The 13,724-nt window shown below is 61.8% G+C and carries 14 protein-coding genes and 1 pseudogene; 12 read left to right on the top strand and 3 right to left on the bottom strand.

From position 1 onward, the window contains the following. The first annotated feature begins 1 nt into the window (after position 1). The 8 genes and pseudogenes from lhpI (at position 2) to H8F21_RS05345 (ending at position 7,787) form a co-directional block, all read left to right on the top strand. On the top strand, positions 2–1,792 hold the full coding sequence (gene lhpI / locus H8F21_RS05380) for a cis-3-hydroxy-L-proline dehydratase (RefSeq protein ID WP_203481953.1): 1,791 nt from the start codon (positions 2–4) through the stop codon (positions 1,790–1,792). Further along, on the top strand, positions 1,785–2,450 hold the full coding sequence (locus H8F21_RS05375) for an amino acid ABC transporter permease (protein WP_203481951.1): 666 nt from the start codon (positions 1,785–1,787) through the stop codon (positions 2,448–2,450). Before lhpI ends, H8F21_RS05375 begins: the two co-directional genes overlap by 8 nt. A 10-nt stretch (positions 2,451–2,460) precedes the next feature. After that, positions 2,461–3,111 carry an amino acid ABC transporter permease gene (locus tag H8F21_RS05370; RefSeq protein ID WP_203481949.1) on the top strand — a complete coding sequence of 217 codons (651 nt, stop codon included), beginning with the start codon at positions 2,461–2,463 and terminating at the stop codon, positions 3,109–3,111. Then, on the top strand, positions 3,104–3,826 hold the full coding sequence (locus H8F21_RS05365) for an amino acid ABC transporter ATP-binding protein (RefSeq protein WP_203481947.1): 723 nt from the start codon (positions 3,104–3,106) through the stop codon (positions 3,824–3,826). Before H8F21_RS05370 ends, H8F21_RS05365 begins: the two co-directional genes overlap by 8 nt. Before the next feature lie 69 nt (positions 3,827–3,895). After that, positions 3,896–4,924, top strand: coding sequence for a trans-3-hydroxy-L-proline dehydratase (locus H8F21_RS05360; RefSeq protein WP_203481945.1), 1,029 nt, complete (start codon positions 3,896–3,898; stop codon positions 4,922–4,924). A gap of 123 nt (positions 4,925–5,047) precedes the next feature. After that, positions 5,048–5,965 carry a dihydrodipicolinate synthase family protein gene (locus H8F21_RS05355; protein ID WP_203481944.1) on the top strand — a complete coding sequence of 306 codons (918 nt, stop codon included), beginning with the start codon at positions 5,048–5,050 and terminating at the stop codon, positions 5,963–5,965. A gap of 51 nt (positions 5,966–6,016) precedes the next feature. After that, a pseudogene (locus H8F21_RS05350) lies at positions 6,017–6,181 on the top strand (fosfomycin efflux MFS transporter AbaF); the annotation flags it as partial. 25 nt (positions 6,182–6,206) lie between these two features. Then, on the top strand, positions 6,207–7,787 hold the full coding sequence (locus H8F21_RS05345; RefSeq protein WP_203584131.1) for an aldehyde dehydrogenase (NADP(+)): 1,581 nt from the start codon (positions 6,207–6,209) through the stop codon (positions 7,785–7,787). 85 nt (positions 7,788–7,872) lie between these two features. Here H8F21_RS05345 and H8F21_RS05340 read toward each other — a convergent pair whose 3' ends face one another. After that, positions 7,873–8,880: an Ldh family oxidoreductase gene (locus tag H8F21_RS05340; protein ID WP_203481942.1), complete on the bottom strand. Its 1,008-nt coding sequence runs from the start codon at positions 8,878–8,880 to the stop codon at positions 7,873–7,875. A gap of 93 nt (positions 8,881–8,973) precedes the next feature. Continuing rightward, positions 8,974–9,267 (bottom strand): DUF1330 domain-containing protein, encoded by a 294-nt coding sequence (locus H8F21_RS05335; protein WP_203481941.1) that lies wholly within the window; start codon positions 9,265–9,267, stop codon positions 8,974–8,976. Positions 9,268–9,342: 75 nt separating this feature from the next. On the opposite strand from H8F21_RS05335, the gene ribBA reads away from it, so the two are divergent. Further along, positions 9,343–10,452 (top strand): bifunctional 3,4-dihydroxy-2-butanone-4-phosphate synthase/GTP cyclohydrolase II, encoded by a 1,110-nt coding sequence (gene ribBA / locus H8F21_RS05330; RefSeq protein ID WP_203481939.1) that lies wholly within the window; start codon positions 9,343–9,345, stop codon positions 10,450–10,452. Positions 10,453–10,487: 35 nt separating this feature from the next. Here ribBA and H8F21_RS05325 read toward each other — a convergent pair whose 3' ends face one another. Next, complete coding sequence (locus H8F21_RS05325) at positions 10,488–10,676, bottom strand: hypothetical protein (RefSeq protein ID WP_203481937.1); 189 nt, start codon at positions 10,674–10,676, stop codon at positions 10,488–10,490. Between the two features lie 284 nt (positions 10,677–10,960). Here H8F21_RS05325 and H8F21_RS05320 point away from each other — a divergent pair, with 284 nt between their 5' ends. From H8F21_RS05320 to H8F21_RS05310, 3 genes are read left to right on the top strand one after another with little or no spacing between them, the layout of a single operon-like run. Then, positions 10,961–11,986 carry an ABC transporter substrate-binding protein gene (locus H8F21_RS05320; protein ID WP_203481935.1) on the top strand — a complete coding sequence of 342 codons (1,026 nt, stop codon included), beginning with the start codon at positions 10,961–10,963 and terminating at the stop codon, positions 11,984–11,986. Next, positions 11,983–12,906: an ABC transporter permease gene (locus H8F21_RS05315; protein ID WP_203481933.1), complete on the top strand. Its 924-nt coding sequence runs from the start codon at positions 11,983–11,985 to the stop codon at positions 12,904–12,906. Before H8F21_RS05320 ends, H8F21_RS05315 begins: the two co-directional genes overlap by 4 nt. A gap of 6 nt (positions 12,907–12,912) precedes the next feature. After that, entirely contained in the window at positions 12,913–13,722 is an 810-nt protein-coding gene (locus tag H8F21_RS05310) for an ABC transporter permease (RefSeq protein ID WP_136476720.1), read from the top strand. The last annotated feature ends 2 nt before the right edge of the window (positions 13,723–13,724 follow it).

Raw genomic sequence — 13,724 nt, 5'->3', positions numbered from 1 at the left:
TATGATCAGCACACCCAAACCCCTGGCCGGGCGCTGCCTGGTCGAGGGCGCGGCCCAGGGCGAACTGTTGTTCGCTGATACCGGGCTGAGCTTCTGGGGCGGGGTCGACCCGTTCAGCGGCGAAGTGATCGATCGTCATCATCCGCTCAGCGGCCAATGCATTGCCGGACGCGTACTGGCAATTCCCAGCGGACGTGGCTCCTGCACCGGCAGCAGCGTAATGATGGAACTGATCAGCAACGGCCACGCACCGGCAGCACTGGTGCTGGCCGAAGCCGACGAGATCCTGACCCTCGGGGTGCTGGTCGCACAGACCCTGTTCGAGCGTTCCCTACCGGTGCTGTGCATCGGCAGGGAAGCGTTCGCCGAACTGTCCGGGGCAGGTTTCGCCCGGCTCGAAGGGCAGCACCTTGAACGCTTTGACCAGGCGCCTGCCGATCACTGGCAGGCCCCGGCGTTCTGCCCTGGCGCCGAGGCTTTCACACCCTTCAATACCAGCCTGTGCCTGGAACCAAACGACCGGGCATTGCTCGACGGCAGTCACGGCAAGGCCGCGCAGATCGCGATGCAGATCGTCCTGCGCATGGCCGAGTTACAAGGCGCCGAACAACTGCTGGACGTCACTCAGGCACACATCGACGGCTGTATTTATACCGGTCCGGCGAGCCTGCGCTTTGCCCAACAGCTGGTGCAATGGGGCGCGAAGGTACGCGTGCCGACCACACTCAATTCCATTTCGGTAGACCAACGCCGCTGGCGCGAATTGGGCATCGATCCAGCGCTCGGCGAGCCCGCCAGTGCCTTGGGCGACGCGTATATGGCCATGGGCGCGCAGTTAAGCTTCACCTGCGCGCCCTACCTGCTGGACAGTGCACCGACGCAGGGCGAACAAATCGTCTGGGCCGAGTCCAACGCGGTGGTCTATGCCAACAGCGTTCTGGGTGCGCGCACACTGAAGTACCCAGACTACCTCGATATCTGCATCGCCCTGACCGGTCGCGCACCGAGTATTGGTTGCCACCTGGACGAGCAACGCAAGGCGCAGCTGATTGTCGAACTGCCGGCACTGGGTACCCTGGATGACAGCTTCTACCCGTTGCTCGGTTATCACATCGGTGCGCTGTCGGGTTCGCGGATTCCACTGGTGCGCGGGTTGGAGCAGGCCCAGCCCAGCCTCGACGATCTCAAGGCCTTTGGTGCAGCCTTCGCCACCACCTCCGCAGCCCCATTGTTCCACATTGCCGGGGTTACACCCGAGGCACTGGACCCCACGCAGGTACTTGAGCCCGGCGCCAAACTACCCAACGAGCGCCTGCAACTGAGCGACCTGCTGGACAGCTGGCGCGAGCTCAACAGCGCCAGCGAGCCCCGAGTCGACGTGGTGTCGCTGGGCAATCCGCACTTTTCATTCAGCGAGTTTGCGGCGCTGGATCGTTTGTGCCAGGGCCGCAGCAAACATCCGCAGGTGGTGCTGGCGATCACCTGTGGCCGTGCGGTGCTGGAACAGGCGCGCGCAGCCGGGCACATCGACGGGCTCGAACGCTTCGGCGTCACCCTGGTTACCGATACCTGCTGGTGCATGCTCGGTGAGCCGGTAATCCCGCCAGGCGCACGCACGCTGATGACCAACTCCGGCAAGTACGCCCACTATGGGCCAGGCCTGGCCGGCCGGCCGGTACATTTCGCCAGCCTTGGCGAATGCGTGGAGTCGGCTTGCAGCGGCGTCGCCAGCGGACGGCTACCGACCTGGCTGCAACCCGCTGCACTCAAGGAGAGCCACGCGCATGTTTGACTATACCTTCCAATGGCGCGCAGCCCTGCGCGCCCTTCCGGACATGCTCGCCGGCGCCTGGGTGACCTTCGAGACCGCGGCCCTGTCGATGATCCTCGGTGTGCTCATCGCCCTGGCCCTGACCGTGATGCGCCAAGGCAAGCAACCGGTGCTGCGCGGTTTTGCCAACGCCTGGGTATCGATCGCCCGGAACACGCCCTCATTGTTTCAGATCTACATCCTGTACTTCGGCCTCGGTTCGATGGGCATGCACGTCAGCTCCTGGATCGCTTTGTTAGCCGGGATCACTTTCAACAACGCAGGCTACCTGGCAGAGAACTTTCGCGGCGGTCTGAAAGCGGTGCCGACCACGCAAATGCGCGCAGCACGCTCGCTGGGCATGAGCGCCTTCCAGGCCTACCGGATGATCATCATTCCGCAGCTGTTGCGCGTGGTGTTCTACCCGTTGACCAACCAAATGGTCTGGGCAGTGCTGATGACATCGCTGGGGGTGATCGTGGGCCTGAACAACGACCTGACCGGCGTGACCCAGGACTACAACGTCAAGACCTTCCGCACCTTTGAATACTTCGCCCTGGCGGCGGCCCTCTACTACGTGATCGCCAAGGCGATTGTCGCAGTCGCGCGGCTGATGGCCTGGCGGCTGTTCCGCTACTGAGGAGCTCGACATGTTTTCCACCAGTTTTACCTGGAACGACTTCATGTTCCTCCTCGATGGGGCGTGGGTCACCTTGCAACTGACCTTCTGGGCCATTCTGATCGGTACCTTCGCAGGCTTGCTGTTCGGCCTGGCACGTGCCTTGTGGCCAGGCCTGAGCCTGCCACTGGCCTGGGTGCTGGATGTGTTTCGCAGCGTGCCACTGTTGATCCAGTTCGTGCTGTTCAACTCGTTCAAGAGCATCGTCGGGCTGGACATCAGCGCCTTCAGTGTCGGCTGCATCGTGCTCGGCGTGTACACCGCCGCGTACTTCACCGAGATCGTTCGAGGTGGCGTGCTGTCGGTAGCGTTGAGCGTGCGCCGCGCCAGCCGTTCGCTGGGCATGAGCTACCTGCAGGACCTGCGCTGGATCGTCCTGCCAATGGCTACACGGGTGGCGTTTCCCGGCTGGCTGAACCTGGTACTGGGGGTAATGAAAGACACCGCCCTGGTGATGTGGATCGGCATTGTCGAACTCCTGCGCGCCTCGCAGACCATCGTTACACGGATTCAGGAACCCCTGCTGGTGCTGTGCATCGCGGGCCTCATCTACTACGTCATGAGCCTGGTGGTTGCCCGTTTGGGCGCCCGTCTGGAAACAAGGTGGCAAGAAAATGATTGAGATCCAGAACGTACATAAATCCTTCGGCAACCTTGAAGTGGTCAAGGGCGTGAGCCTGACCGTGGACAAAGGCGAAGTGGTGTCGATCATCGGCGGCTCCGGCTCGGGCAAATCGACCTTGCTGATGTGCATCAATGGCCTTGAGCCAATCCAGAAAGGCAGCATTCGCGTCGATGGCATCGAGGTGCACAATCGCGCCACTGACCTGAACCGCCTGCGGCAGAAGATCGGCATCGTCTTCCAGCAGTGGAATGCTTTTCCGCACCTGACCGTTCTGGAGAACGTGATGCTCGCGCCGCGCAAGGTGCTGGGCAAAAGCAAGGAGCAAGCTGAAGAACTGGCCGTCAAGCAACTGACCCACGTGGGCCTGGGCGACAAGCTCAAGACCTTCCCTGGCAAATTGTCCGGTGGCCAGCAGCAGCGCATGGCGATTGCCCGGGCACTGGCCATGTCGCCGGACTACATGCTGTTCGACGAAGCCACCTCGGCACTCGACCCGCAACTGGTGGGCGAGGTATTGGACACCATGCGCATGTTGGCCGAAGACGGCATGACCATGGTGCTGGTCACCCACGAGATACGTTTTGCCCGGGATGTGTCGGACCGGGTGGCGTTTTTCCGTAACGGGCTGGTGCATGAGATCGGCTCGCCGGAGCAAGTGATCGGCAACCCGATGCAGCCTGAGACCGCGGATTTCCTGAAGTCAGTGAAATAGCAGCATCCACAACGGTGGGCTCAACCCCACCGTCACGAAGGCGGTACTCAACACAAGGACCTTCCCCGAATGCGCTCTTCGAAGATCATCCACATCGTCAGTTGCCACGCCGAAGGAGAAGTTGGCGACGTCATCGTTGGCGGCGTCGCTCCCCCTCCTGGCGCGACAGTCTGGGAACAGTCGCGCTGGATAGCCCGCGACGCGACCCTGCGCAACTTCGTCCTCAACGAACCCCGCGGCGGCGTGTTCCGCCACGTCAACCTGCTGGTGCCGCCCAAGGATCCACGCGCACAGATGGCCTGGATCATCATGGAGCCGGCCGACACCCCGCCCATGTCCGGTTCGAACTCGCTGTGCGTGTCCACGGTGTTACTCGACAGCGGCATCCTGCCGATGACCGAACCTGAGACCCGCCTGGTACTCGAAGCGCCCGGCGGTTTGATCGACGTCGTCGCGCAATGCCGCGATGGCAAGGTGCAACGGGTCGAGGTGAAGAACGTGCCCTCTTTCGCTGATCGCCTCGATGCCTGGATCGAAGTTGAAGGCCATGGCTCACTGCAGGTCGACACTGCCTATGGCGGCGACAGTTTCGCCATCGCCGATGCCCGCCAACTGGGCTTTGCCATACGCCCAGACGAGGCGAAGGACATTGTCGAGATCGGCTTGAAAATAACCCGCGCGGCCAATGAACAGCTGGGCTTTCGTCACCCAACGAATGCGGACTGGTCGCACATATCCTTCTGCCAGATCGCCGCCCCCATCGCGTACGAGAACGGCATTGCCACCGGCGCCAACGCCGTGGTTATCCGCCCTGGCAAAATCGATCGATCGCCCTGCGGCACCGGCTGTTCGGCGCGCATGGCGGTGATGCAGGCCAAAGGCTTGCTGAAGGTGGGTGACCGCTTTATCGGCCGCTCGATCATCGGTTCTCAGTTTGACTGCCGCATCGAGTCGCAAACACAAATAGACGGTCGTCCGGCCATCTACCCGTGCATTTCCGGGCGCGCCTGGATCACCGGTACCCATCAATTGATGCTCGATCCAAGCGATCCCTGGCCGCAAGGCTACCGACTGTCGGACACCTGGCCCGGCGCCTGATCGCTAACCCCTTGATTTAAAACCAACCCTGTTAATCGGTCAGTAACTCGGGAAAAAAACACTGGTCGAACATAGGTACTTCAAATATCGTATACGAAATACAATAAACAACCGGAGAACATCATGAGCAAGTACGTAAACTGGAGCGGCGTCTTCCCTGCGGTCACCACCCAATTCAACGACGACTTCTCGATCAACCTGGAAAAGACCCACGAGGTCATTTCCAACGTGATCCGCGACGGCGTCTCTGGCCTGGTGGTGTGCGGTTCTGTCGGTGAGAACACCTCGCTGACCGCCGAAGAAAAAATCGCCGTGACCGAAGTCGCCGTCGATGCCTCGCGCGGCCGGGTACCGGTGATTTGCGGCGTGGCCGAGTTCACCAGCGTGCAGGCTGCCAAAGTCGCCAACGCGGTGCGTCAGGTCGGCGTTGACGGCGTGATGCTGATGCCGGCACTGGTCTACGGCTCGAAACCGTTCGAGACCGCCGAGCACTACCGCTACGTGGCCAAGCACACTGACGTGCCGCTGATGGTTTACAACAACCCACCGATCTACAAGAACGACGTCACCCCGGACATCCTGATTTCCCTGGCCGACTGCGAGAACGTGGTGTGCTTCAAGGACTCCTCGGGCGACACCCGCCGCTTCATCGATGTGCGCAATGAAGTAGGCGACCGATTCGTGCTGTTTGCCGGCCTGGACGACGTAGTTCTGGAAAGCATTGCCGTGGGTGCCCAGGGCTGGGTGTCGGGCATGTCCAACGTGTTCCCCAAAGAAGGCGAAACCATCTTCCGCCTGGCCAAGGCCGGACGCTTCGCCGAAGCCATGCCGATCTACGAGTGGCTGATGCCGATCCTGCACCTTGATGCCCGTGCCGACCTTGTGCAGTGCATCAAGCTCTGTGAAGCCATTGCCGGTCGTGGCAGCGCACTGACCCGTCCTCCACGCCTGGCGCTGCCGGAAGCGGATCGGGACTACGTCGAACAGATCATGGCCAAGGCCCTGGCCAACCGTCCGCATCTGCCAGACGTCGGCCTCTGAGTGACCACCGGGCCGGCTCCCCCAGGAGCCGGCCCGCCTGTTTTGCGCCCCCCCGTCGCCTGGAACCTGGTAGGTGCTTCGCGGATCTCGATCATTGCCGTCGGCCTCACGCGCGAGACCCGTGGCAAGTCGCTGCACGAAGTCGACGCCGAAGCCGATGCGCGTATTGCCGCCGGGCAAACCAGCGCTGTTCGCCAAGGTAATTCTTTAGCTTGAATCAACCCTTCAACAGGAGTGTTCCATGCCGGATATCATCGGCCACAACTACATCGGTGGTGCGCGCAGCGCCGCCGGCACGCCAGCGCTGCGCAGCCACGAAGCCAGCAGCGGCGCAGCCTTGCCCTACCACTTTCATCAGGCAACCGGCGAAGAGGTGGATGCCGCTGCCAACGCCGCAGCCCATGCGTACCCTGCATTTCGTAGCCTGGCGCCACTACGCCGCGCGGAGTTTCTCGACGCCATTGCCGCGCAACTCGACGCGCTAGGAGATGACTTCATCCAGTTGGTCACCCGCGAGACGGCACTGCCCAACGCCCGCATCCTCGGTGAGCGCGCACGCACCAGCGGGCAGATGCGCTTGTTTGCCCAGGTATTGCGCCGCGGTGATTTTCTCGGTGCGCGGATCGACCGCGCACTGCCCGATCGCCAACCGCTGCCACGCGCCGATCTGCGCCAATACCGTCTGGGCGTAGGACCGGTGGCGGTGTTTGGTGCCAGCAACTTCCCCCTGGCATTCTCCACCGCAGGCGGCGACACCGCGGCGGCGCTGGCTGCCGGTTGCCCGGTGGTGTTCAAGGCGCACAGCGGTCATATGGCCACCGCCGAGGCCGTCGCCGATGCGATCATTCGCGCCGCCGAACAGACCGACATGCCCAAAGGCGTGTTCAACATGATCTACGGCACTGGCGTCGGCGAGGCATTAGTCAAACATCCGGCTATCCAGGCGGTTGGTTTTACCGGCTCACTCAAAGGCGGCCGGGCGCTGTGCGACATGGCCGCGGCACGCCCGCAGCCGATTCCGGTATTTGCGGAAATGAGCAGCATCAACCCGGTGCTGGTGCTGCCTGAGGCGCTGGCCGTACGTGGCGAACACATTGCCCGCGAGCTGGCCGCCTCGGTGGTGCTTGGCTGCGGGCAGTTCTGTACCAACCCTGGGCTGGTCATCGGCATTCGTTGCGCAGCGTTCAGTGTCTTCACCGAGCAGTTGGCCGCACAACTGGCCGAACAGCCTGCGCAAACCATGCTCAATGCCGGCACCCTCGCCACCTACAACAAAGGCGTGCAAGCGCTGCTCGCCCATCCGGGCATCAGCCATCTTGCCGGGCAAGCGCAAGTGGGTAATCAAGCTCACCCACAGTTGTTCAAGGCCGATGTACGGCTGTTGATTGAAGGCGAGCCGCTGTTGCAGGAAGAGGTGTTTGGTCCGGCCACGGTAGTGGTTGAAGTGGCCGATGCGCAGGAGCTGCAACGGGCCTTGAACAGCCTGCATGGCCAGCTTACGGCAACGCTGATTGCACAGCCTGAGGATTTGCACACCTACGCCTATCTGTTGCCGATACTGGAACAAAAAGTCGGGCGCGTGCTGTTCAATGGCTACTCCACCGGCGTCGAGGTCTGCGATGCGATGGTACACGGCGGCCCCTACCCTGCTACATCTGATGCACGGGGCACCTCCGTCGGCAGCCTGGCCATCGATCGTTTCCTGCGTCCGCTGTGCTACCAGAACTGTCCGGATGCGCTGTTGCCGGCAGCGTTGCAGAACGCCAACCCGCTGGGTATTGCCCGGTTGGTTGATGGCCAGAGTAGCCGGGCCGCGCTGTAGTGACACCGGCCCGGTGTACCGGGGGGCGGGAAATCCCGCTCCTCGGTTGACCTGGCCTCACCTCAGGCCAAGCCCACGGGCGGGGTTAATTCAATAGGGCCTTGAGGTCGTTGTACAAGGCTTCCGGGATTTCTACCCCTTCCTCCAGGCTTCGCGCCCGCGCGGCATAGCGACGCTGCGATGGCAACCGCGCACCCTGCCCTTCGATGTTCTCGAACACCGCTTCGGCCCGGGCCAGGTGTTGATCGGTGGCATCTCCCAGAAAGCGCTGCGGGTCCAGAACAATCAGCAACTCGCCATGGTACGGCGACGACTTGCTGCCATCGGCATGGGCCAGTGATTCAGCGCTGGTCAGGTCACCGATCAATGGCCCAGCAATCAATTCGACCATCGCCGCCAGTGCCGACCCCTTGTGCCCGCCAAACGTCAGCATCGCGCCACGGTCGAGTACCACGTTGGGATCGATGCTCGGTTTGCCCTGCTCGTCCACGCCCCACCCTTCGGGAATTGCCTTGCCTGCACGCCGATGCAGTTCGATATCGCCACGGGCAATGGCACTGGTAGCGAAGTCGAATACATAAGGATGCTTGCCTGCACGCGGCCAGCCAAAGGCAATCGGGTTGGTGCCAAACACCGGCTGATGACCACCGGCAGGCGCCACCCAGGCATGGCTTGGGGTAAACGCCAAAGCAACCAGACCGGCCTCGGCCAACTGCTCGATCTCGACCCACAGGGCCGAAAAGTGCACGCAATGATTGATCGCCAGGGCCGCGATGCCATTACGATTCGCCTTGGCCTGCAATAATGGCAAGGCGGCCTGGAACGCCAGTTGCGAAAAGCCGCCGCCGGCATCGACGCGCACAATCGATGGCGCCTGGTCGATCACTTCCGGCAGCGCATCAGGCACCACCTTGCCCGCCTTCAACGAGCTGACACACCCCAGCACCCGATACAGTCCATGGGATGCACAACCGTCGCGCTCGCCAGCGACGATGGTGTCGCTGACCGCCTTGGCATGATCTGGCGAAAAGCCGTTGTGCAAGAGAATCGAGTTCGCCAGCGAATGGGCGTCGGACAGGGTCAATCGGATCATGTTCATCTCCTTGAGCAGACACTCCAGCCTGCCCGAGGTCTGGCGCCGAAGCTTGATCCCTTTAGCCCGTAGCGATGACGAACTCGGCACAGTCTAGGGTTCGACACCCTCGACGATGATCACTTCGACCCGGGCTACCCCCTGACGATAACTGCACGCCTGCTGGTACTGCTCCGAGCGATAACAGGCCACGGCTTGCGCGTAGGAATCGAACTCGATAACCACGCTACGTTGCGGCGTTGGTCGACCTTCCATCGCTTCGCTGCGCCCGCCTCGGGCAAGCAGGCGACCACCAAAGGCCGCGAAGGCTGCCGGCGCCCGCTGGGTGTATTGCTGATAGTGCACCGGGTCGCTGACGTCGACATGGGCAATCCAGTAAGCCTTCATTGCATGCTCCCGCTTCAGGTTATTGCGTATTATGGTATACCATAAATCTTTCAATCTGACAGTGAGTACGCAGCAATGCCCTTCAACAGCATCGAAGAAATCCTTGAGGACTATCGCCAAGGCAAGATGGTCCTGTTGGTGGACGACGAAGACCGAGAAAACGAAGGCGACCTACTGATCGCCGCCGAGCGCTGCGACGCTCAGGCCATCAGCTTCATGGCGCGCGAGGCACGTGGGCTGATCTGCCTCACCTTGACCGATGAGCACTGTCAGCGACTTGGCCTTGAACAAATGGTGCCCGCCAATGGCAGCGCGTTCAGCACCGCATTCACTGTGTCGATCGAGGCGGCCCGAGGCGTTACCACAGGCATTTCCGCCGCTGATCGCGCCTGTACCGTCGCCGCCGCGGTGGCAGCGAATGCTCGCGCCGAAGACCTGGTACAACCGGGACACATCTTCCCGCTGCGCGCCCGGGAAGGCGGTGTATTGACCCGCGCCGGGCACACCGAAGCCGGCTGCGACCTGGCCCGCCTGGCCGGGTTCAGCCCAGCCTCAGTCATTGTCGAAGTGCTCAACGACGACGGCACCATGGCCCGTCGCCCGGATCTGGAAGTGTTCGCTGCCCGACACGGAATCAAGATCGGCACCATCGCCGACCTGATCCATTACCGGCTGAGCAACGAACAAACAGTCAAGCGCATCGGTGAACGCGAACTGCCTACCGTGCATGGCGTCTTTCGTCTGGTGACCTACGAGGACTGTGTCGAAGGCGGCGTGCATATGGCTATGGTCATGGGTAACATTCGCCGAGAGCAGCCAACGTTGGTGCGTGTGCATGTGATTGACCCACTGCGCGACCTGGTCGGCGCCGAGTACGCAGGCCCTGCCAACTGGACCTTGTGGGCGGCACTGGAGAAAGTTGCCGCAGAAGGCAATGGCGTGGTGGTCATTCTGGCCAACCACGAATCCTCCCAGGCCCTGCTCGAGCGCGTGCCACACTTGACCCAACCGCCCCGCCCTTACCAGCGCGCGCAGGCGCGCACGTATTCAGAGGTTGGAACAGGCGCACAGATTCTCCAGGATCTTGGCGTGGGCAAGCTGCGCCACCTGGGACCACCGCTCAAATATGCCGGGTTGACGGGCTACGACCTGGAAGTGGTGCACAGCATCCCCTTCACTGCCTGATTGCCGCTGATTGCCGCCTTGCGACAACCTCCCGGCTAATCCTGCGCCTCCGGGAAATTACGGCAACTCTTGCGCTCGGCCAGCTCCTTGTCGGTGGGACGCTGGTCGACGAACACCGCGTGCCCATCCTTGTAGATTTCCAGATACCCCCACTCCAGGTCTTGTTCGCGCTGCCCGGGTTGTGGCGGCCTGCGCCACCACGGTTCTCGGCTGATCAGTTCCATGGGCACGACTCCGGCTGAAAACATTCTTTCACTATAGACAGTGGCACACGGAGGCTCTGGCCCGTAGCTCTGTGCCCGCCCAACAAGCCGCGGTGATAGCCGGTAGCCTCCAGGCCCTTGCGAAAAGTTTGGAATACCATAATATGATATCCCGTAGACCGAATAATCTGCTGACCGGTACCTGACAGGCCCGCCAGCCGCTACCACGCTTGAAATTGATGCTCCCCACTACAAGGCGGGCAACACAAAGCCCGCTGATAAACACAAGAAACGAGGGCGTACCTATGCTGTTCACCAAACGCGCAAGCGCAGTGCTGGCTGCCAGCCTGCTGACATTGACCTGCCAGGTTGCCCTGGCCGCCGACAGCCTGAATTTCGTCAGCTGGGGCGGCAGCACCCAGGATGCGCAGAAGCAGGCCTGGGCCGAACCCTTCAGTGATGCCAGCAAGGTCCGCGTGGTCCAGGACGGCCCGACAGACTATGGCAAGCTCAAAGCCATGGTCGAAAGCGGCAACGTGCAATGGGACGTGGTCGATGTCGAAGCCGACTTCGCCTTGCGTGCCGCAGCCGAGGGCCTGCTTGAGCCGCTCGATTTCAACACCATCAAGCGTGACCGTATCGACCCACGTTTCGTTTCCGATCATGGCGTCGGTTCATTCTTCTTCTCCTTCGTTCTGGGCTACAACCAAGGCAAGCTCGGCGCCAACAAGCCGCAGGATTGGAGCGCACTGTTCGACACCAGCACCTACCCCGGCAAACGTGCCTTGTACAAATGGCCAAGCCCCGGCGTGCTGGAACTGACCCTGCTGGCAGACGGCGTGGCCGCCGACAAGCTCTATCCGCTGGACTTGGACCGCGCCTTCAAGAAGCTCGACACCATCAAAAAAGACATCGTTTGGTGGGGCGGCGGCGCTCAGTCCCAGCAACTGCTGGCCTCGGGTGAAGTGAGCATGGGCCAGTTCTGGAACGGTCGCGTCTATGCCCTGCAGCAAGACGGCGCGCCGGTCGGCGTGAGCTGGAAACAGAACCTGGTCATGGCCGACTTTCTGGTTATCCCCAAGGGCGCGAAAAACAAAGAGGCGGCAATGAAATTTCTCGCCGAGGCCAGCAGCGCCAAAGGCCAGGCCGAGTTCACCAATCTCACTGCCTACGCCCCGGTAAACCTTGACAGCATCAGCCTGCTCAAACCCGAGCTGGCACCTAACCTGCCAACCGCCTACGCACAGGACCAAGTCACCCTGGACTTCGCCTATTGGGCCAAGAACGGGCCGGCCATCGCCACCCGCTGGAATGAGTGGCTGGTCAAATGAAAGTCGCGATCAATGCCTTGCACGCTGAATCGGGAGCCCCCGGCAAGGGCACCCAGGGAGCGACAGTGACGCACACGATCCCCTTTCGCCAGCGCTGGCGCGGTAGCCGCAACCTGCTCCCGGCCTTGCTGTTCCTCGGTCTGTTCTTTTTCGCGCCGCTGATCGGCCTGCTGCTACGCGGCGTGTTGGAACCGGTGCCCGGCCTTGGCAACTACGAGCAACTGTTCGCCAACTCAGCCTACGCTCGCGTGCTGTTCAACACCTTTTCGGTCGCCGGTCTGGTCACACTGATCAGCGTACTGCTGGGCTTTCCCCTGGCCTGGGCGATCACCCTAGTGCCCCGTGGTTGGGGACGCTGGCTGTTGAACATAGTGCTGCTGTCGATGTGGACCAGCCTGCTGGCCCGCACCTACTCCTGGCTGGTACTGCTGCAAGCGTCGGGGGTAATCAACAAAGTGTTGATGGCACTGGGCATCATTGATGCGCCGCTGGAGATGGTCCACAACCTCACCGGCGTGGTCATCGGCATGAGCTACATCATGATTCCCTTCATCGTCCTGCCCCTGCAGGCCACCATGCAGGCCATCGACCCGATGGTCTTGCAGGCAGGTTCGATCTGCGGCGCCAGCCCCTGGACCAACTTCTTCAAGGTGTTCCTGCCGCTGTGCCGTTCCGGGCTGTTTTCCGGCGCCTTGATGGTGTTCGTGATGTCGCTGGGGTACTACGTGACGCCAGCGTTGCTGGGCGGTGCGCAGAACATGATGCTGCCTGAATTCATCGTCCAGCAGGTGCAATCGTTCCTCAATTGGGGCCTGGCCAGCGCTGCTGCAGCGTTGCTGATTGCCATCACCCTGCTGCTGTTCTACTTCTACCTGAAGTTGCAACCGGAATCCCCGGTCGGCAACAGCAACGGGAGGTAAGCCAAGATGCTCCTGACACCCAATGCCATGAGCCGGCGCTTGCGTTACGGCCTGTACACCACCACAGGGCTGATTGCACTGTTCCTGCTGCTGCCAATCGTGTTCATCGTGCTGCTGTCGTTCGGCTCGTCCCAATGGCTGGTGTTCCCGCCGCCGGGCTGGACGCTGAAGTGGTACGGCCAGTTTTTCTCCAACGCCGAGTGGATGGACGCCGCCCTCGCCAGTCTGAAAGTAGCGCTGCTAACGACCGTCTGCGCCGTTGCCTTGGGCCTGCCGACCGCCTTTGCCCTGGTGCGCGGACGTTTTCCCGGGCGCGAGATGCTCTACGGTCTGTTCACCCTGCCGATGATTGTGCCGCTGGTAATCATTGCCGTGGCGGTCTATGCCCTGTTCCTCAAGCTGGGCTACACCGGCACGCTGTTTTCCTTCGTGGTTAGCCACGTCATCGTCGCCCTGCCGTTCACCATCATCTCGATCATCAATTCGCTCAAGCTGTTCGACCAGTCCATTGAAGATGCAGCCGTGATTTGCGGCGCCTCGCGCCTGCAGGCGATCGTCAAGGTGACCTTTCCGGCGATCCGTCCGGGCATGATCGCCGGTGGCCTCTTCGCCTTCCTGGTGTCGTGGGACGAAGTGGTGCTCAGCGTAATGATGGCCAGCCCTACCCTGCAAACCTTGCCGGTAAAAATGTGGACCACCCTGCGCCAGGACCTGACCCCGGTTATCGCCGTCGCCTCGACGTTGCTGATCGGTCTGTCGCTGCTGGTCATGGTGATCGCCGCCGCCCTGCGTCGGCGCAACGAAGTCAGCGCTTGAGC

This window comes from Pseudomonas arcuscaelestis (assembly GCF_016881005.1).
In the GTDB taxonomy this organism is placed as follows: domain Bacteria; phylum Pseudomonadota; class Gammaproteobacteria; order Pseudomonadales; family Pseudomonadaceae; genus Aquipseudomonas; species Aquipseudomonas arcuscaelestis.
This window is presented reverse-complemented; position numbering and strand designations above follow the sequence as displayed.

Bases quoted from the DNA above. Each gene is read 5' to 3' on its own strand.
- lhpI (WP_203481953.1), top strand. From the start codon at position 2: ATGATCAGCACACCCAAACCCCTGGCCGGGCGCTGCCTGGTCGAGGGC.
- H8F21_RS05375 (WP_203481951.1), top strand. From the start codon at position 1,785: ATGTTTGACTATACCTTCCAATGGCGCGCAGCCCTGCGCGCCCTTCCG.
- H8F21_RS05370 (WP_203481949.1), top strand. From the start codon at position 2,461: ATGTTTTCCACCAGTTTTACCTGGAACGACTTCATGTTCCTCCTCGAT.
- H8F21_RS05365 (WP_203481947.1), top strand. From the start codon at position 3,104: ATGATTGAGATCCAGAACGTACATAAATCCTTCGGCAACCTTGAAGTG.
- H8F21_RS05360 (WP_203481945.1), top strand. From the start codon at position 3,896: ATGCGCTCTTCGAAGATCATCCACATCGTCAGTTGCCACGCCGAAGGA.
- H8F21_RS05355 (WP_203481944.1), top strand. From the start codon at position 5,048: ATGAGCAAGTACGTAAACTGGAGCGGCGTCTTCCCTGCGGTCACCACC.
- H8F21_RS05345 (WP_203584131.1), top strand. From the start codon at position 6,207: ATGCCGGATATCATCGGCCACAACTACATCGGTGGTGCGCGCAGCGCC.
- H8F21_RS05340 (WP_203481942.1), bottom strand. From the start codon at position 8,880: ATGATCCGATTGACCCTGTCCGACGCCCATTCGCTGGCGAACTCGATT.
- H8F21_RS05335 (WP_203481941.1), bottom strand. From the start codon at position 9,267: ATGAAGGCTTACTGGATTGCCCATGTCGACGTCAGCGACCCGGTGCAC.
- ribBA (WP_203481939.1), top strand. From the start codon at position 9,343: ATGCCCTTCAACAGCATCGAAGAAATCCTTGAGGACTATCGCCAAGGC.
- H8F21_RS05325 (WP_203481937.1), bottom strand. From the start codon at position 10,676: ATGGAACTGATCAGCCGAGAACCGTGGTGGCGCAGGCCGCCACAACCC.
- H8F21_RS05320 (WP_203481935.1), top strand. From the start codon at position 10,961: ATGCTGTTCACCAAACGCGCAAGCGCAGTGCTGGCTGCCAGCCTGCTG.
- H8F21_RS05315 (WP_203481933.1), top strand. From the start codon at position 11,983: ATGAAAGTCGCGATCAATGCCTTGCACGCTGAATCGGGAGCCCCCGGC.
- H8F21_RS05310 (WP_136476720.1), top strand. From the start codon at position 12,913: ATGCTCCTGACACCCAATGCCATGAGCCGGCGCTTGCGTTACGGCCTG.